The 17,481-nt window shown below is 71.2% G+C and carries 22 protein-coding genes; 3 read left to right on the top strand and 19 right to left on the bottom strand.

Annotated elements, in window-relative coordinates:
• The first annotated feature begins 19 nt into the window (after nucleotides 1-19).
• A complete protein-coding gene (locus tag FHS23_RS04445) occupies nucleotides 20-655 on the top strand; it encodes an MBL fold metallo-hydrolase (RefSeq protein ID WP_183648154.1) in 636 nt (211 codons plus the stop codon).
• A gap of 59 nt (nucleotides 656-714) precedes the next feature.
• On the opposite strand, the gene FHS23_RS04440 is transcribed toward FHS23_RS04445, so the two are convergent.
• The 7 genes from FHS23_RS04440 to FHS23_RS04415 form a co-directional block, all read right to left on the bottom strand.
• Nucleotides 715-1,467: a DUF2334 domain-containing protein gene (locus tag FHS23_RS04440; RefSeq protein WP_343053635.1), complete on the bottom strand. Its 753-nt coding sequence runs from the start codon at nucleotides 1,465-1,467 to the stop codon at nucleotides 715-717.
• 127 nt (nucleotides 1,468-1,594) lie between these two features.
• Nucleotides 1,595-2,557 carry a sulfite exporter TauE/SafE family protein gene (locus FHS23_RS04435; protein WP_183648150.1) on the bottom strand — a complete coding sequence of 321 codons (963 nt, stop codon included), beginning with the start codon at nucleotides 2,555-2,557 and terminating at the stop codon, nucleotides 1,595-1,597.
• A gap of 63 nt (nucleotides 2,558-2,620) precedes the next feature.
• Complete coding sequence (locus FHS23_RS23870) at nucleotides 2,621-2,698, bottom strand: putative leader peptide (RefSeq protein WP_425501102.1); 78 nt, start codon at nucleotides 2,696-2,698, stop codon at nucleotides 2,621-2,623.
• An 81-nt stretch (nucleotides 2,699-2,779) separates the two neighbouring features.
• Nucleotides 2,780-4,207 carry an adenylosuccinate lyase gene (purB, locus tag FHS23_RS04430; RefSeq protein WP_183648146.1) on the bottom strand — a complete coding sequence of 476 codons (1,428 nt, stop codon included), beginning with the start codon at nucleotides 4,205-4,207 and terminating at the stop codon, nucleotides 2,780-2,782.
• 92 nt (nucleotides 4,208-4,299) lie between these two features.
• Complete coding sequence (locus FHS23_RS04425) at nucleotides 4,300-4,887, bottom strand: TetR/AcrR family transcriptional regulator (protein ID WP_183648143.1); 588 nt, start codon at nucleotides 4,885-4,887, stop codon at nucleotides 4,300-4,302.
• A 127-nt stretch (nucleotides 4,888-5,014) separates the two neighbouring features.
• Nucleotides 5,015-5,713, bottom strand: a complete 699-nt coding sequence (locus tag FHS23_RS04420) for a hypothetical protein (protein WP_183648140.1) — start codon at nucleotides 5,711-5,713, stop codon at nucleotides 5,015-5,017.
• Nucleotides 5,706-6,239 carry a SigE family RNA polymerase sigma factor gene (locus FHS23_RS04415; protein ID WP_183648137.1) on the bottom strand — a complete coding sequence of 178 codons (534 nt, stop codon included), beginning with the start codon at nucleotides 6,237-6,239 and terminating at the stop codon, nucleotides 5,706-5,708. Before FHS23_RS04415 ends, FHS23_RS04420 begins: the two co-directional genes overlap by 8 nt.
• Nucleotides 6,240-6,386: 147 nt before the next feature.
• On the opposite strand from FHS23_RS04415, the gene FHS23_RS04410 reads away from it, so the two are divergent.
• Entirely contained in the window at nucleotides 6,387-7,418 is a 1,032-nt protein-coding gene (locus FHS23_RS04410) for a GntG family PLP-dependent aldolase (RefSeq protein ID WP_183648134.1), read from the top strand.
• Nucleotides 7,415-7,996 carry an HAD family hydrolase gene (locus tag FHS23_RS04405; protein WP_183648131.1) on the top strand — a complete coding sequence of 194 codons (582 nt, stop codon included), beginning with the start codon at nucleotides 7,415-7,417 and terminating at the stop codon, nucleotides 7,994-7,996. Before FHS23_RS04410 ends, FHS23_RS04405 begins: the two co-directional genes overlap by 4 nt.
• Before the next feature lie 26 nt (nucleotides 7,997-8,022).
• Here the strand turns inward: FHS23_RS04405 and FHS23_RS04400 are convergent, their stop codons facing one another.
• The 12 genes from FHS23_RS04400 to FHS23_RS04345 all read right to left on the bottom strand — a co-directional run bounded on the left by FHS23_RS04400 (nucleotide 8,023) and on the right by FHS23_RS04345 (nucleotide 17,477).
• Entirely contained in the window at nucleotides 8,023-8,682 is a 660-nt protein-coding gene (locus FHS23_RS04400) for a VOC family protein (RefSeq protein ID WP_183648128.1), read from the bottom strand.
• An 89-nt stretch (nucleotides 8,683-8,771) separates the two neighbouring features.
• Entirely contained in the window at nucleotides 8,772-8,954 is a 183-nt protein-coding gene (locus FHS23_RS04395; RefSeq protein ID WP_183648125.1) for a hypothetical protein, read from the bottom strand.
• Nucleotides 8,955-9,084: 130 nt separating this feature from the next.
• The gene (locus tag FHS23_RS04390) at nucleotides 9,085-10,263 is read right to left on the bottom strand and encodes a pyridoxal phosphate-dependent aminotransferase (RefSeq protein WP_183648123.1); all 1,179 of its coding nucleotides are present in this window, start codon (nucleotides 10,261-10,263) and stop codon (nucleotides 9,085-9,087) included.
• A gap of 229 nt (nucleotides 10,264-10,492) precedes the next feature.
• The gene (locus FHS23_RS04385) at nucleotides 10,493-11,344 is read right to left on the bottom strand and encodes an SAM-dependent methyltransferase (RefSeq protein ID WP_343053634.1); all 852 of its coding nucleotides are present in this window, start codon (nucleotides 11,342-11,344) and stop codon (nucleotides 10,493-10,495) included.
• Between the two features lie 64 nt (nucleotides 11,345-11,408).
• Entirely contained in the window at nucleotides 11,409-11,870 is a 462-nt protein-coding gene (locus tag FHS23_RS04380) for a VOC family protein (RefSeq protein ID WP_183648120.1), read from the bottom strand.
• A 75-nt stretch (nucleotides 11,871-11,945) separates the two neighbouring features.
• On the bottom strand, nucleotides 11,946-12,332 hold the full coding sequence (locus FHS23_RS04375; RefSeq protein WP_183650851.1) for a helix-turn-helix domain-containing protein: 387 nt from the start codon (nucleotides 12,330-12,332) through the stop codon (nucleotides 11,946-11,948).
• Nucleotides 12,333-12,361: 29 nt separating this feature from the next.
• Entirely contained in the window at nucleotides 12,362-13,162 is an 801-nt protein-coding gene (locus FHS23_RS04370) for a hypothetical protein (protein ID WP_246381318.1), read from the bottom strand.
• 62 nt (nucleotides 13,163-13,224) lie between these two features.
• Nucleotides 13,225-13,647 carry a prolipoprotein diacylglyceryl transferase gene (locus tag FHS23_RS04365; RefSeq protein WP_183648117.1) on the bottom strand — a complete coding sequence of 141 codons (423 nt, stop codon included), beginning with the start codon at nucleotides 13,645-13,647 and terminating at the stop codon, nucleotides 13,225-13,227.
• A gap of 169 nt (nucleotides 13,648-13,816) precedes the next feature.
• Nucleotides 13,817-14,998: a phosphotransferase gene (locus FHS23_RS04360; RefSeq protein WP_183648115.1), complete on the bottom strand. Its 1,182-nt coding sequence runs from the start codon at nucleotides 14,996-14,998 to the stop codon at nucleotides 13,817-13,819.
• Nucleotides 14,999-15,096: 98 nt separating this feature from the next.
• Nucleotides 15,097-16,248, bottom strand: coding sequence for a transglycosylase SLT domain-containing protein (locus tag FHS23_RS04355; protein ID WP_183648112.1), 1,152 nt, complete (start codon nucleotides 16,246-16,248; stop codon nucleotides 15,097-15,099).
• A 1-nt stretch (nucleotide 16,249) separates the two neighbouring features.
• Nucleotides 16,250-16,573 carry a hypothetical protein gene (locus tag FHS23_RS04350; protein WP_221218949.1) on the bottom strand — a complete coding sequence of 108 codons (324 nt, stop codon included), beginning with the start codon at nucleotides 16,571-16,573 and terminating at the stop codon, nucleotides 16,250-16,252.
• A 133-nt stretch (nucleotides 16,574-16,706) separates the two neighbouring features.
• Complete coding sequence (locus FHS23_RS04345) at nucleotides 16,707-17,477, bottom strand: ESX secretion-associated protein EspG (protein WP_343053633.1); 771 nt, start codon at nucleotides 17,475-17,477, stop codon at nucleotides 16,707-16,709.
• Between the last annotated feature and the right edge of the window lie 4 nt (nucleotides 17,478-17,481).

The following is a 17,481-nucleotide window of genomic DNA, read 5'->3' as shown; positions in this document are numbered from 1 at the left end:
CCCGTGCGAGGAGCCACCGATGCGCGTCACCCACTACGGCCACGCCTGCGTCCTGCTCGAGACCGACCGAGCGCGGATCCTCGTCGACCCCGGTGCGTTCTCCTCCGGGTTCGAAGGCCTCACCGACCTGGACGCCGTGCTGATCACGCACCAGCACCACGACCACATCGACACCGACAGGCTGCCCGCACTGCTGTCGGCCAATCCCGGCGCGCAGCTCGTCACCGACCCGGGCTCGCGAGACACCGTCGCCGGCATCGGGTTCGAATCGCGCACGGTGCAGCCCGGCGACTCGTTCGAAGCGGGCGGCGCGGCGGTCGACGTCGTGGGCGGCGAGCACGCGACGATCCACCGCGACATTCCCGTGATCCCGAACGTCGGGTTCCTCGTCGATGAAGGCGCGTTCTACCACCCCGGCGACTCGTTCTTCGTGCCAGAGCAGGAGGTCGACGTCCTCGGCCTGCCGACCGCGGCGCCGTGGCTCAAGGCTGCCGAAGCCGTCGACTACCTGCGTGCCGTCGCGCCGCGGTTGGCCGTGCCCATCCACGAGGCCGTGCTCGCGAACCCGGCCATGCACCACGGGCTGTTCACCAACCTCGCGCCGGACGGCACCGAGGTGAAGGTGCTGCCGCGGGCCGAGCAGACCGCGGTGTGACGGTCCCAGCCCGGCCACACGCCGGCCAGGGGCGCAGGCTGTCTGACGCGGACCTGCGGTCAGGTGCCTGCGGACGACGGGCGCACGCTCGACGTCGACGCTCCCAGCGTGGCGTAGGTCCGCGGACGGGCGCACGCCTGGAGGGCCGCGTCGACGGCGTCCAGGACTGCCCGCCTGCCGTCCGGTGTCGCGGTGTCGGGCGCGTCGACGGCGATCCGCACCAGCCCGCCTCGCCGCGCGGCCCGCAGCACCGCCGTGACGTCCTCCTGCTCGCTCGTGGGGGTCGCCACGGAGCGCGACGCCCACGACGGCAGCATCGCCGCGCCGCGGCGCACCGCCGTCCGGCGCATCCCGGGCCGCCGGCTCACGCCGATCCGGTGCACCCGCCCCCGCACGACCACGCCGCGCCGCAGGTCGCGCACCACGGCGTCCTCCGCGCACACCGTGAACCCGTGACTGCGCAGCGCGTCGCGCCCCTCGGGGGTGATGCGCCAACGGGGCGGGGCGAACACATCGGTGCGCAGACTCTCGGCGTCGAGCGCGGCGGTGGCGGCGATGAGCCGCAACCCCGCCTCGTGGCCGCGCAGCGAGGCGAACTCGGCGGGAACGCGGCGATCGTAGCCGTGCAGCGCCACCGCGTCACCGCGGGTCACACGCGCCCGCACCCATTCGGCGACGCGACGTGACCCGCCCGGCGTGTGCAGCAGGGTCAGCGGCACGCCGCGCGTGTCGAGTTCGTCGGCGAGAGCGGCGCAGCCTTCCAGCGTGCGCGTACCCGGCCCGGACAGGGAGACCAGCAGCGAGGCTTCCACGACTCCCACGAAACCGGTCGGGGATTACCACGCGAGGGCCTGCGAGTGAGCCTGCGGTGAAACGCCGCCGACGAACGCCGACCCCGGGCCACCCGGCCGGGTGACGCCGCTACGGCGCCGGTCGCCGTCACGAACGGTCGGCGGCGGGCTCGTCCCGGGGGCTGCGGGCGGTCGCGGGCTCGTCCTCTTCCTCGGAGTCGGTCAGATCCTCGCCCGCGAGCGCGTTGATGCGCTTCTCCTCACGCATCGAGCGGATCGACGTGACCACCGCGGTGACGATGAACACGGCCAGTCCGACGTAGCAGACCACGATGGCCGTGTACGGCAGGCCGAGGTTGCTCAGCAGCATCCACGCGTTCGCGAGGATGATGAGCCCGCCGGCCGCGGTGCCGAGCACCCGCGGCGGCAGGTGATGCGCCAGCCACGCACCGATCGGCGCGGCGATCACCCCGCCGATGAGCAACCCCAGCACCACGAGCCAGTTCATGCCCTCCTGCTTGAGGGCGATCAGGAACGCCAGGCAGGCGGCGACGGTCACGACGAACTCGGCCGCACTGACCGAGCCGACGACCTTCCGCGGCTCGAGACGTCCCGACGACAGCAGCGTGGTCGTGGCCACCGGGCCCCAGCCGCCGCCACCGCTCGCGTCGACGAAGCCCGCGACGAACCCGAGCGGAGCCAGGAACTTCGCGCCGGGGCGCTTGTCGGTGATGAGCTTGCCGAGCTTGAGGAAGGCGAACCGCACCAGCACGTACAGGCCGAGCAGGAACAGGAACGCGCTGATCCACGCACTCGCGACGTCGGTCGACATCGCCACCAGCGCGAACGCGCCGATCGCCGCCCCGATCGCGCCGGGCACGGCGAGGATGCTCACCGTGCGCCAGTCGATGTTGCGGAACTTCCAGTGCGAGACACCGGACGCCAACGACGTGCCGACCTGGGCGAAGTGCGCCGACGCCGACGCGATCGCCGGTGCCGTGCCCGCGGCGATCAGCACGGTCGTGGACGTCATGCCGTAGCCCATGCCGAGCGTGCCGGACACGAGTTGTGCCAGGAACCCGGCGATCCCGAAGAACAGGAGCGCTTGCATGCCGACCTCAGACGTGACTGTTGACGGGCACGGAACGGCCCGGGGAAGGGACAGGGACTGGCGTCAGCGGTGACGGCACAGCGCGGAGCTCACCCGGAGCAAGTCGATGTGCCTGCGCTGCACCAGCGGCCGTAGCGCCACCGGCGGTATGCACGCGCATCCGAGACTGCTCACCCGGTCGATCGTTGCAGAAGGTCACGATCGGGTCTACCCACTCCCACATCACAGGATCGGCGCCGGCTCGTACTCGGCGGCCTCGGGGAACCGCTTGACGACGTCGGCCACGCGGGCCGCGACGGCCTCCACCTGCGACGACGCCGTTCCGGTGAACGACAGCCGGTCGGCGAGCAGCTCGTCGAGACTCGCCCTGTCGAGGGGTAGCCGGTCGTCGGCCGCGAGGCGGTCGAGCAGGTCGTTCTCAGCCTGCCCCTCGCGCATCGCCAACGCCACCGCGACCGCGTTCTCCTTGATCGCCTCGTGCGCGGTCTCCCGGCCGACACCGCCGCGCACCGCCGCCATCAGCACCTTCGTCGTGGCCAGGAACGGCAGGTAGCGGTTCAGCTCCCGGTCGACCACCGCGGGGAACGCGCCGAACTCACGCAACACCGTCAGCAGCGTCTCCAGCAGTCCGTCGAGCGCGAAGAACGCGTCCGGCAGCGCGACGCGGCGCACCACCGAGTCGGACACGTCGCCCTCGTTCCACTGGTCGCCTGCGAGTTCACCGACCATCGACAGGTGCCCGCGCAGCACCACGGCCAGGCCGTTCACGCGCTCGCACGAGCGGGTGTTCATCTTGTGCGGCATCGCCGACGACCCGACCTGGCCCTGCTGGAACCCCTCGGTGACGAGTTCGTTGCCCGCCATCAGCCGGATCGTCTTGGCCAGGCTCGACGGCGGCGCGGCGAGCTGCGTGAGCGCGGAGACGACGTCGAAGTCCAGCGACCGCGGGTACACCTGGCCGACGCTGTCCATGACGCGTTCGAACCCGAGGTGACCGGCGACGCGCGCCTCGAGATCGGCCAGCTCGTCGGCACCACCCAGCAGGTCGAGCATGTCCTGCGCGGTGCCGACCGGGCCCTTGATGCCGCGCAGCGGGTAGCGCGCGACGAGGTCGTCGAGCCGGCCGAAGGCGACGAGCAGCTCGTCGGCGGCCGTGGCGAACCGTTTACCCAGGGTCGTGGCCTGCGCCGCGACGTTGTGGGATCGGCCCGCCATGACCAGTTCGGAGTGCTCCGTCGCCAGTTCCGCCAGGCGCGCGAGGACGGTGACCGTGCGCGTGCGCAGCAGTTCGAGCGAACGGCGAACCTGCAACTGCTCGACGTTCTCCGTCAGGTCGCGCGAGGTCATGCCCTTGTGCACGTGCTCGTGTCCGGCGAGGGCGTTGAACTCCTCGATGCGGGCCTTGACGTCGTGCCGCGTGACGCGTTCCCGCGCGGCGATCGAGTCGAGGTCGACGTCCGGCAGCACCCGTTCGTAGTCGGCGATCACCCCGTCGGGCACGTCGACACCCAGTTGTGCCTGGGCTTTGAGGACGGCGAGCCAGAGTTCGCGCTCGAGCCGGACCTTCTGTTCCGGGGACCACAGTGCGACGAGTTCACCGGACGCATAGCGGCCGGCGAGCACGTTCGGGATGGCGGGCTTGTCGGTCACCACGCCAGGCTAGCCGGAGTCCCAGGTCACAACTGCATCACGGTCCCGACGAGCGTTGCGGAGCCGCCGTGTCCGCCGTTCACACGGGCGGGTCACCCGGCGTCGGAGGCCAGCGTGTCGCGGAGCATGCGGGCGGCGGCGCCGCGCGGATCGGGGTCCACGGCGATGAGTGCGTTGACCACGGCACCGTCGACCACGGCGATCATCCGCTCGATCCGACGTTCGTCGGCCTCGATGCCGGACTTGACGAGGATCTCGGCGAGCAGTTCGCGCAGCTCGCCGGACAGGGTGCGCATCAGCGGCCGCAGGTAGGAGCGGCGGCCCGTGCCGACGAGCCGTTCGTAGCGCAGCAGCACGGCCTCGTACGCGGGGTCCTCACCGAGCAGCTGGTCCAGCACCAGCCCGACGACGGTGTCGATGCCGCGGTCGGCGGTCGGCAGGTCGGCGAGGCGGGCGCGGCCTGCGGCGAGCTCGGCGCGTCCGTGGTGCTCGGTCGCCGCGGCGACGAGTTCGTCGAGCGAGTCGAAGTAGTACGTCGTCGAGGCGAGCGGCAGCCCTGCGCGTTCGGCCACGGCACGATGCCGGACGGCGTCGAACCCACCCTCGGACAGCAGCTCGGCTGCGGCCTCGACCAGGGCGTTCCGACGACGTTCACCCTTCGGTGTGCTCGCGGACGTCATAGCGGGCAAGTGTGCCAGTTCGCGGTCGTCCGGATCGGGCGTATCCGCCTGGGACGGGACGAACGGCCGACATTCGGCCACTCGGCCCGGCCTGCGACGCCTGTGCGGTGCGAGCGGCGTGCCGTGATTACAGGTCACCCGCGACGCGTTGGGCCAGCCGGTCGACGTCGGGACCGTCCGCGCCGCTCCGCGTCAACGGCTCGTTCACCAGCACCAACGTCGATCCACTGGCGGTGCGCTGCTCCGCGACCTCACCGTCCGGCCTGCCACCCGGCACCTGCACCTGCGTGCCCTCGGGCACGAGAACCGCCGTCAGCGCGGAACCGTCGACGCGGAACGAAGCCGACGTCGTCCCGTCGGGACAGATGCGTCCCGGCGAGGCGTCGGAGGCGGTGACCGGGAGCTCGCCAGCGAGGGCGGTGGCGAGCTCCCGGTCGACCTGATCGCACCCGCGGGTGCGATCCCCGTCCGTCGTACCGCCCTGCTTCGGCTCGGCGGACGGGAGTCCCTGGACATCGGGGTGACCTTCTTGAGGACGCGACGTGTCGTCGCCGGGTTGCGCGATGCGAGGCTGCGTCCCCCCAGTGCTGGACGGTTCCGAACCCGCCACCACCATGCGACCGTCGTCACCGCCGCCGAGCATCGAGCCCGCGACCACGCCGCCGCCCCCGAGAAGGACGACAGCGGCCGCGGCGCCGCCCACGATCGCGCGCCGGCGGACCGTGACCCGGTGCGACGCGTGGGCGACGTCCGACTCGTCGAACGACGGTGGCGGCGGCTCACCGGGCACGGAACGGAACAGCTCGCCCAGTTCCCGTTCATCCATGCGCGTCCACCTCCGTACCGAGCGCCTTGCGCAGCGCAGCCAGTCCGCGGGCGGTCTGGCTCTTGACGTTGCCCTCGCTGCAACCGAGGACGCCCGCCACACCGCTGACGTCGAGGCCGTCGAAGTACCGCAGGACGAGTACGGCGCGCTGCCTCGACGGCACCTGCCGCAACCCGGCCAGCAGGTCCTCCCTCGTGGCCACCCGGTCGCCGAGCGGGTCGGCAGCGGCCGACGATCCGGGCGCCGACGGTTCCGGCAGGTCCGAACCATCCTCGGTCTGCCGTTCCCGCCGCCACGGGCGCCGCGACTCGTCGATCGCCGCCCGAACCAGCGTCTTGCGGACGTAGGCGTCGAGGGCTTCCCGATCACGGACCTTGCGCCAGCGCCGGTGCAGCGCCACGAACGCGGTCTGTGCCAGGTCGTCCGCCCGATGCCAGTCGCCGCAGAGCATGTACGCGGTTCTGCGCACGGAGTCTCGCTTCGCGGCGAAATACGCCGCGAACTCCTGCTCGTCGCGGGGGTCCACGCGGTAGGTCTCCGGTCGTTCCTCAGTTGTTCGCGCCTCGTAGACGGCACCTGTCGCCTATACGGTTGCACGCCCTCGCGACATTTTTCGTCACGAATCGGTGAGCCCTACTTCGGGCCACCGAACCACGTGTGATGTGATCGAAACGTGACCTCCGGACCCCCCGCCCCCATCGACCTCCGTTCCGACACGATCACGACGCCGGACGACGCCATGCGCACGGCCATGTCGGGCGCCGAGGTCGGCGACAACGTCATCGACAGCGATCCCACGATCGTGTCACTGGAAGAGCGCGCCGCGGACATGCTCGGCATGGAGGCCGCGCTGTGGACGCCGAGCGGCACCATGGCGAACCTCATCGCGCTGTCGCTGCACCTGCAGCGGGGCGACCGGTTCCTCGCGCCGCGCGGGGCGCACGTGCTGACCAACGAGCTCGGCTCCGCGGCCTGGCTCGCGGGCGGCATGCCCGACCCGCTCGACCACGACGCAGGCCCCGGCAGGCCGACCCCCGCCACGGTTCGCGCCGCGGCGGGTCCGCCCAACGGCCCGTACTACACGTTGCGCACCACGCTGCTGTCGCTGGAGAACACGCACAACGCGGCGGGCGGCGCGATCACCCCGCCCGAGGAGCACGCGCAACTGGTCGCGACCGCGCGCGACTGTGGTCTGAACGTCCACCTCGACGGCGCGCGGCTGTGGAACGCCGCCGCGGCGCTCGACCTGCCGCCCGCGGCACTGACGGTCGGCGTCGACTCGGTGTCGGCGTGCCTGTCGAAGGGACTCGGCGCGCCGGTCGGCTCGGTCGTCGCGGGTGACGCCGAGTTCGTCGAACGCGCCCGGCGGATGCGGCAGATGCTCGGCGGCGGCGTCCGGCAGGGCGGCGTGCTGGCGGCCGCGGGGCTGGTGGCACTGGACCGGGTCGAGGAACTCGAGCGGGACCACGCCAACGCCCGTGCCCTCGCGGCGGGGCTGGGCGAGCTCGGCTGGGACGTCGAGGCGCCGCGGACCAACATTCTGCTCGCCGCGGTGCCCGATGTGGCGCTCGCGCTGGAACGCCTGCGCAGCAAGGGGATCTTGGCACTGCCGATGGCGGGGAAGGTGCGGTTCGTCCTGCACCGCGATGTGAGCGACGACGACGTCGAGGAGGCGCTGCGGCGCCTCAAGGAGGAACGCGGATGACCGGCTGGGTGGTGTTCGACTACGGCGAGGTGCTGTGCCGCAGGACGACGGCGCTACCCGAGCTCGCAGGCAAACTGGACGTGCCGCCCGCCACGTTCGAACCCGCCTACTGGGCGCACCGCGATCCGTACGACCGCGGTGCCGACGACGTCGCGTACTGGCAGGCCGTGGCCGACACCGTCGACACGGAGGTCGACGACGGGGCCGTCCGCGAACTGACCGAGATCGACGCGCGCGGCTGGTCCGAGCTCGACCCGGACGCCCAGGCACTCGTGGAAACCCTGGCCGACTCGGGCAGGCGCCTCGCGCTGTTGTCGAACGCGCCCGCCTCGTTCGCGCGGCACGCCGAGAAGCAGCCGTGGACCCGGAGCTTCGAGCACCTGCTCTTCTCCGGCGACGTCGGCATGGCGAAGCCGGACGCGGAGATCTACCGACTGCTGGTGCAGCGACTGGGCTGCCCAGCGGGTGACTGCCTGTTCTTCGACGACCGCACGGCGAACGTCGACGCCGCCCGCGCGGCGGGACTACGCGCCGAACTGTGGCCGGGTGCCGAAGCCGCCAAGTCGCTGCTGCTGTAGGCGGATTCGCGGCGGATGCCCGCGGTTCAGTCGCGGCCCAGTTCGGTGCAGATACAGACCCGGTTGCCGTCCGGGTCGGCGAGCACGACGAACGCCGGGGCGTGGCTGTCGTCGACGACCCGACCGCCCGCGTCGACGGCCGCGGCCACCCTCCGGTCGGCCTCCTCCGGCGGCACGGTGACGTCGAGGTGGAAACGCTGCCGATCGGGTGCGGTCGAGTCGGTCGGCTGGAACCACAGCCTGTCGAATCCCAAGGGCGGCAGTTCCGGGAGCGGGTCGACGACGTCGACGGCGGTGTCACGTTCGGTCTCACCGGTGAGAACGGCCGCCCAGAACGGGCCGACCGTGCCGGGCGCGGGTGTGTCGAGTGCCAGTTCCACGGCCTGCAGCAGCGCCGGGTGCGGAGTGAGTCCGTGGTCGGCCGCGAGCGTGCTGATCCGTTCGGCGAGCCGGACGTCCCGGTCGGTGACGCCGCCCGCGGGGCTGCGCAGCGCGAGCCGGACGTGCCGGGCGCGCAGGTCGACGTCGGGATGACGGCCGTGGTCGTCGGCGAGCCGGCCGACGGCCGCAACGAACGCGGCTGCGTCGGCGAACGACCCCGCCTCGAACCGGCACCGCAACGCTCCCAGCAGCAGGTGCCAATCAGCCGGGTCGACCCGGCTCGCTTCCAGGGGGGTCCGCTCCACCCGGCGAGGGTATGCGCGCACCCCGACAGTGACGGTTCACGCGTCGACCGTCACCGGCCGTCACGGGCCGCCATCGGTCGGATCCGCTGTTACGAGCCGATCCGCTTCTTGTCGCCGCCCTTGAGCGCGCCGTAGGCCGCCGCGCCGAGGAAGCCGGCACCGGCGATCAGCGCGATCCAGAACACCGCTTCGACGAGGAAGCCGATGACCGAACCGATCACCATGAACGCGACCCACGCCAGGAGCAGGCCGCCGACGATCTTCCAGAACATGTACTTCCTCCACTCGTGTGTGCTGCCGGATACGTCCAGGTTGGCACGCCGCACACCGGAAGTCCCGGCCTCCCTGCAACGTTCAGGGAAAACTCGGGGTTCCCCGGAGTCGAGAGCGCGACCCGCCGGATCAGCCGCGCAGCCACGCCCCCATGCGGTCGACGGCCGTGGCGATGTCGTCCCGCGCTCCCGCGAACGACAGCCGCACGAACGAGCCGCCGGCGACCGGGTCGAAGTCGACGCCCGGGGTGATCGCCACTCCGGTGTCGTCGAGCAGTGTGCGGCACCACGACAGCGAATCGTCGGTGTACTCGGAGACGTCGACGTACGCGTAGAAGGCGCCGTCGATCGGGGCGATACGGGTCAGCCCGATGCCGCGCAGCCCGTCGAGGAGGAGATCGCGGTTCGCGCGGTAGTGGTCGACGTGCCCGTCCAGCTCGGCGTACGACTCCTGCGACAGCGCCGCCACCGCCGCGTGCTGCGACAACGCGGGCGGGCAGATGTTGAAGTTGCCGGTCAGCACGTCGACACTGCGGTGCAGGCTCCGCGGTGCCAGCATCCAGCCGAGCCGCCAGCCCGTCATCGCGAAGTACTTCGAGAACGAGCCGAGCACCAGCGCCTCGCGGGACGTCTCCCAGGCGCACGCGACATCCCGCTCGTAGGAGATGCCGTGGTAGATCTCGTCGCTGATCAGCCGCACGCCACGCGCCGTGCACCACTCGGTGAGCGCGGCCAGTTCGTCCGGCGCGACGATCGTGCCCGTCGGGTTGCTGGGGCTCGCCACGATCAGGCCCTTGATGTCGCCGAGCCCGTCGAGGATGTCGGGCGTCGGCTGGAACCGCGTGCTCTCGTCCGTGGCGAACTCGACGACCTCGCAGCCCAACGCGTTCAACAGATTGCGGTACGCCGGGTAGCCGGGCCGCGCCATCGCCACCCGGTCGCCCGCCTCGAACGCCGAGAGGAACGCCAGCAGGAACCCGCCCGACGACCCCGTCGTGACGATGACGTCCGCCGGGTCGACGTCGAGCCCGTAGGCGCGGTCGTAGTGCCCGGCGATCGCCTCGCGCAGCGGCGGAATGCCCAGCTGCGTCGTGTAGCCGAGGTCGCCGCCGCGGAGCGCGTCCTGCGCCGCGGCCAGCACCGGTTCCGGCGCACCCGCCGTCGGCTGGCCCGCGCACAGGAACACCACGTCGCCACGCTCGGCCTGCCGCGCCTTCGCCGCCGACAGCACGTCCATCACGTAGAACGGCGGCACGTCGGCGCGCGTCGCGGCGGGCGGGAACGGGGTGGTCGCGGAGTCCGTCGTCATGCCCAGCACTGTAAGGGGACGCCTCACGTCGAACGGCGAGGGCGCCGCCACGGGCGACGGGCGGGAGCGGCCGCACGGCAACGCGTCGACGAGGGCGCCGCCACGGGCGACGGGCGGGAGCGGCACGAGCCCCGAACTCACCACGCAGGCCCCCGAAACCGCAACACGAGCCCCGGAACTCACAACACGGGCCCCGGGATCCGCAACACGGCAGGAGCCGGGACGTGCTCTACGGTTTGCGGGCGACGGCGCCGATCATGAGGCGGCGGGCGGGGTCGAGGTTCTCCGGCGGCGGGCCCTCGGGCCACCAGTAGGCGAGTGTCTCGAGACCCGGGTCGACGAACTCGAGGCCGTCGAAGTAGGCGGCGATCTCCTCGCGCGTACGGAACCGGCCGGTTCCCATCGGGCTGTGCAGGAAGGCGTGCTCGAGCCGCTCGGCCACCGCAGCGGCCTCGGGGTCCTCGTCGCCGGGGCTGAAGAAGTGGGACAGCACGACGTGCGACCCCGAGGGCAGCGCGTCGACGTAGGTGCGCATCATCGCCGCGGGGTCACGGTCGTCGGCGACGTGGTGCAGCGTGCCGACCTGGTACAGCGCCATCGGCCGGTCCCAGTCGAGCCTGCCCGCCACCTCGGGGTCACGGAGCAGAGTCTCCGGTGCGGTGAGATCACCCTGGACGCAGTGGACGGTTTCGTGGTCCTCGACGAGCGCGCGGCCGTGGGCGATGACGATCGGGTCGATGTCGACGTAGACCACGCACGTGTCCGGGTTGAACCGGACGGCGACGTCGTGCGTGTTCTCGACCGTCGGCAGGCCGGAACCCACATCGACGATCTGGTCGATGCCCACCGTGCCGACGATGAAACGCGTGGCGCGGATCAGGAAGTCGCGGTTGTCCCACGCGAGGGTCGTGACCTCGGGGGTCACCTCGCGCAGCTGGCGAGCGACTTCACGGTCGACCTCGTAGTTGTCCTTGCCGCCCAGCGTGGCGTCGTAGGCCCTGGCGATGCTCGGCACGTCCGGGTCGATGACCGTCGGCAGCTGCGCCTCGCGGCTGCCGTTTCGTCCTGGCGTTGACGTCACTGCGGTTCTCCAGGCTGCGCGCGATCTCGGGGGCCGCGCGCAGCCTATCGAACACGTTCGGGGTTCAGGAGCCGCACTGCATACGTTCGACGTCCTCGTCGGTGATCTCCACCGGCCCCTCGGCCGGCTGCGTGATGCGGATGTGGTTGCCGAACGGGTCCCGCAGCGCACAGTCGACGCCGTACGGTTGTTCGACGGGCTCCTGCGTGAACTCGACGCCCTTGGCACGCAGCGTCTCGTACGTCTTGCGGCAGTCGTCGGTGTTCAGGATCGCCGCCGCGCCGAGCGCGCCCTTCGTGACCAGGTCGCGGACCTGCGCCGCGACCTCCTCGCTGTGCTGCGGCGGGCCCGGCACCTCCAGCAGCAGGTGGGTGTCCGGCTGGGCGGGCAGATGCACCGTGAGCCAGCGCATGAACCCGAGGTCGACGTCGTCGGTGACCTCGAAGCCGAGCGTGCCGCAGTAGAAGTCGAGGGCTTCGTCCTGATCGAGGACCATGACCGAGGTGATTCCGATTCGTGTGAACATGCCGCTAACGCTACGGCGATACCGGCCTGTCCGGCTTATCCGAAACTGCTCACCTCGGCCCCGTCGGGGTCCCGGTCAGGCCGGGCGTGACCAAGTCTTGACGAAGCACACCGGCACGGGCAGCGGCGTCGCCGCCGCACGGTACTCGACGGGCGACGATCCGACGATCGACCGGAACGTGCGACTGAACGTGCCGAGACTGTCGAATCCGACCTCCTCGGCCACCTGCGTGACCGTCGCCGACGGCGACCGCAGCCGCGCCATCGCCCGTTCGATCCGCCTGCGCTGCAGGTACCGATGGGGCGTCTCGCCGAACGTCGCACGGAACGAACGGGTGAAGTGACTGGGCGACATCAACGCGACGCGGGCGAGCGTGGGCACGTCGAGAGGTTTCGCGTAGTCGCGGTCGATCGCGTCCCGGGCACGCAGCAAGCGGCGGTTCTGGTCCTCACGGGGGCTCATCGTGGCCACGCCGTCGAGCATAGCCCGGATCAGGCCTCCACCCGCCCGGATCGGCGGTACCGGGCCGTGACCCCCGCATCGGCGGGCACTCGTTGCAACGACACCGCCGACGCCGCAGCCGCCATGAGCAGCAGCACGCCGACGTTCTCGCCCAGTTCCTCCGCGTGATACGTCAACACGTACAGCGGCCCGCTCTCTCCCGCCGCGATCCACAGCCCCTGCATCGCCTCCATGCCGAGCGCGGACCACAACAGCAGCGCACCGCCCGCGACGACCAGCCGACGCGGCCTGCCTCGCAACCGGGCGGCGAGAAGCAACAATCCACCGGCCACGACCGCTCCCGCGAGCAACCCGGGAATCAGCCAGTAGAACGGGAATCCGCTGTCGAACGTGACCAGCCGCTGCCCGATACGGTCGAGACGTTCGTGCAGCTGTGTGTGATCGTCGAGCGACAACAGTCCGATGAGGACAGCTCCGCACCACCAACCCCACGACTCGGCCCGCGCACCGGCACCGCGGGCGAGCCAGCCCACGAACCCGAACAACACCGCGGTACTGCCGAGCAGACCGACACTCCACCACGTCGGCAGGTTTCCCTCGACGAAGACGTCGAGGTACAGCTGAACCTCACCGCGATCGTTCGTCAGCGGATGCTCGATCAGCGCCGGAACCGCCATGCTGACGCCGTTGAGGAGCACCGAGACGCCCAGGAGAATCCACCACGCGCGGCGCAGTCGCACCGCCCCGTCCGGCGGAGACTGTCGACTATGGACGGTCGCCACGTCGTCGGCGGGGTCGCGGTGAACCCCCTGGGCGTACTCGGTCGACATCGCTGTTCAACCTCTCGTCATTTTCGAGCATTCTGCCCGATAACTCCCGTTCGGTCGACGGTTCACTCCGGCGAGTCGGCACTCGCCACGGAGTCGGGACCGTCGGGCGAGTCGGCCGAGTTCACGTCGTCGGCGCGGTCCTCGCCACGGTCGCCTTCCCTGTCGGCCGGCGAGTCGGCGTCGTCGCCGTCCTCGGGCGAGTTCGCGGTGTCGACCGCGCCCGCCTTATCACCGTCGTTGGGCGAGTCGGCCGAGTCGGCGCCGTTCGGGGAGTTCGCCGAGTTCGCCGAGTTCACGTCGTCGGCGTCGTTCGGCGAGTCCGCGGATTCGGCGCCCCCGCTTCCTGCCTCGGCCTGCTGCACCTGCGAGACGGGTTTCGGGTCGTTCACGTCGTCGGCCACCGCCGTGCCGCCGACGGCGATCGCACCACCGACACCGACGGCCGCTGCGGCGACGACGAACCAGGGACGCTTGTTGCTTGCCATGAGGGGAATTCCTTTCGGAGAACGTGTTCGGGTGAAATTTCTCGAGTACCTGCACGCGGCGGATCCGCGTGAGGAATCCAGGGGCCACCGGACCGTTCGACGACCTACGGACCTGTGGGAGGCCCGCGGAGGGTTCGAACGCCGGCGAACGGAGAACCCGGGTGGCGACTCAGACGGCGAGCGGATCGTCGGCGTGGCACCAGTTCCACGCCAGGTCGAGCCGCTGTTCGAGCACGGCGCGCCACCCCCGCCGTCCGGTGCGGTGAGCGCCCGGTGCCAGCGACAACACCACTGCGGCGGCGTGCGCCCGCAGTGCCGCCGGGTCCCAGTGCCTGTCGAACTCGCGCAGACACCGCGCGGTGAACCGGTCGATCACCGGCGCCCGCTCGGGTTTGACCTGCGACAGCACGGACAGATGCCCGAGGAGGCAGGCCGGATCGTCGTGCGGGTCGCCGGCACCCGCGGTGTCGAGGTCGAGCAGCCCGACGAGGCGGCCACCGGAGACGAGCAGCTGCGTCTCGTAGAAATCGCCGTGGACGGGCACGGGAGCGGCGCCGGTCTGCACGTCCACGGCCTCGGCGACGGCGTGTGCCGTGGCCGCGGCCTTCGGGTGCACGCGGGCGACGACGTCGGCGTAGTGCCCGGCCTGGTCGACCCAGCTCCGCCTGCGGGCGTGGTCGGCGAACGTCTCCGGCAGGCCGTGAAGCGTGGCCACGATCTCGGCGGGGTCGACGCGTTCGAGCTCCATCGTGTTGCCACCGAGCAGCAGCCTCCGCAACGGCGTGCCGGCGACACCCGCGAGCACGAGCAGCCCGTCGCCGGTCCAGCCGAGACTCTCGGCGGCGATACCGCCCTCGGCAGCACGGTGCAGCCGGTGCAGCTGTTCGACCTTGTCGGGCCGCAGCACCTTGACGAACACCGTCGTCCGCCCGGCCCGCACCTCAACCACGGCTCGGCGCAGCGGCCGGTACGAACGGACGGTCGGCCGTAGGTCCCCCGCCGGCAGGCCCAACCCGCCGAGCAGGTCGCGCAACCGGCCGGGGTCCACGGCGCCCGCGAGCCCGGGCAGCGCCGGGTCGTGCGGGAACCGCCACACGCCGAGCTCGCGCTCGCCGTCGGACATCCGCATCGCCGGGCGCGCCTTCTCCGACGTGCTGGCGCAGTAGGTGTCGGCGCCGCGGGAACCGTCGGCGCGCGCCACGTCCACCCGCGCGGCCACGGTCGTCGAGGCCCGCTGGACGTCGCGGTGAGTGACGCGGCTGTCCACGGCGGTGTCACCGCTCGCGCCGGCGACGGCGGCCCACAGGTCGTGGAGCTGCGCCTCGTCCGGTTGCCACTGCTCTTCGCTCATGACGTCAACGATGCCGCCGCCCTGTGAAACCCTCCTGAGCCGACTGTGAAGGGACTTTCATGTCCCCGCCGCCGCACCCTCCCCTGGAGGGGTAGTGGTCAGTACGGCTGATAGCCGCCGCCGGAGGAAATCGACTCGAGACCCGGGTGCTGTTCGAGGCTGCCGTAGCGGTCGAAGGTGTAGCGGACGCCGGCGATGATGTTGTCGACCGGGTCCCAGATGTCGCCGTGCCCGGGCAGGGTGTGGGCGTCGAACGTGGGGTCGATGCACTGCATCAGGCCCTTCGACGGCGTGCCCTTCGCGGCGTTCGAGTCCCAGTCGTTGATCGCGCGGGGATCGCCACCGGACTCGTGCTCGATGATCGTCCAGATCTGGTCGATGTTCTCTTCGCTGACGGGGATGCCGTTCTCGCGGAGGATCTTGATGGCTTCCTTGATCCACTGCTCCACGTTGCCGGGCGGAGGGCCCGCGGGCGGGCCACCGCTCGACCCGAGCCCGCCGCCACCACCGACGGCCGTTTCGGCACCACCGCCACCGCCACCACTGCCGCTGCCGCTGCCGCCGCCGACGCTCGGTGCGCTTCCCGGGTTGCCGATACCGCCGGTGTCGGCCATCTGCGACTGCGCCTGTCCCGGCTTCGGCACCTGCGAGTAGCCGCCCCCGCCGTCGATCTCCTGCTTCATCAGCCGCTGGGCCTTCTTGATGGCCTGGTTCGCCTGGTTCAGGAGCCCCTTGATCCGCTCGTCCGCCTGCGACGCCGTCTGCCGGTTCTGCTGCCGCGCCTCTTCGCGGATCGCCTCCGGGTCCTGGCCGCCGCCCTCGCCGTTCGCCGCGTTCTGGGCCTGCTGCGCCGCCTGCTGGGCGCGCTGCTCGGCCTGCTTGTTGCGCTCGTCGATCTCCCGCTTCGCGGCCGCCTTCGCCTCGTTGATCGACTTCTTCAGCTCGGACAACTTCTGCTGCAGCTCGCTCAGTTCGACCGCGGCCTCGTCGAGCTTGTCCTTGACGCGCCGCCCCGCCGACGCGACCTGTGCGACGTACGAGAAGAACGCGTCCGCAGCAGGGCCGTTCCAGACGCCTCCCTCGGAAAGCGGCGAGGCCGCGTTCTTCAACTCCGCGGAATGGTCACCCGCGTTCTCCGACGCGGTTTTGAACTCCTGCGCAACGTTCTGAATCCTGCCCGGATCGACCTTGTCGACCTTCGCCGCGCTGGATTCGACCTGGCTCCAGTTCTCCGGCATCCCCAGCGACATGTCAGGCCTCGCCCCGCATCGTCAGGTTGCTCGCCGCCTGCGCGTCCGCCTCGGACATCGCAGCGATCGCATTGCGCAAGGCTCCACTGGCCTCGGTCATGTGCTGGTGCGCCGCGTCGAATTCGGCCTGCATACCCGAGGTGAACGAGCCGAGCGCGTCGTCCACCCGTTCCGGATCGTCGGTGTCCTCGACCTCTCCGAACGGGCTCTCCCCCTCGACGCCGCGAAGCTTCGCCTTGTCCTCGGCGATCCGGTCGGCGATGCCGTCGACCTTCCCAGCCGTGCTCCGCATGGATTCGGCGTCGTAAACCGGCACGGTGGTCATCCCCCTTCACGAAAGCGATCCGCTCGTCGCCGGTATGACGCCATGCCGGCACCGGCGGTTCCGCTCAACTCTATCGGCGAGAGCCGCAATCCCCCGCAAGCCCACTTTCGTCGCACGTCCAGGCGGCGGCGGGTCACATCTCCTCGAGCAGCTCCCACACCCGGCGTGCGAGCAGCGTGTTGTCCGCGGGCGCGACCGTCGCCCACTGCCTGCCGTCACCGCCGGGCGCGACCTGCACCAGGTAGCGGCCCTTGTCACTGTCGAAGAACGACACCACACGCGGTGCGCGACGGACACCCCCGTCGCGCGCGCACGCCTGCGCGCCGAACTGGCCACGGACGGTCTGACCCGCCAACATCGCCGCGACCTCCTGCGCCTCGCTCAGCGCCACACCGCGGTCGGCGAGCGCACCCACGAGTGCCCGCGCGTCGCCACCGGCCTCGCGGTCGGCGTCGACCAGCACGTCGTGCGGCAGGGTCGCCGACCAGCCGATGCCCGCGGCCGTCTCGCCCGCCACCGCCACCGCCGACTCCGGAAGCGACGAGTCGCGCGCCGGGATCAGCCACACCTCGTCGCCGTCCACGACTCCCATCGACGCCTGGCTGCCCGTGCTCACGGCCAGACCCGAGATCTGCCGATCGGTCCAGACCCACATGTCGATGGCGACCGCGGGCCGCACGAACAGGTTCAGCATGTCCACCAGGTCACTCGTCGCCTGGTGGCCTGTGGCGAGCCTGCGCCGGGCCAACGAGTCCCACGCCTGTTCGATCAGGTCGGACCGCTCGCCGTGCGTCACGCCCGCGCTCGGCACGTCCAGTGCCGGGTGCCTGCGCGGCAGCCGTTCCGCCTCCCAGAGCATGTCGAACTCGAGCGTGGACAGCACCACGCTGTGACCGGTCGTCACCGGC

It is taken from the genome of Prauserella isguenensis, assembly GCF_014191605.1.
GTDB lineage: Bacteria > Actinomycetota > Actinomycetes > Mycobacteriales > Pseudonocardiaceae > Prauserella > Prauserella isguenensis.
Note: the sequence above shows the minus strand (reverse complement) of the source record. Positions and strands in the feature narration are given on the sequence as shown.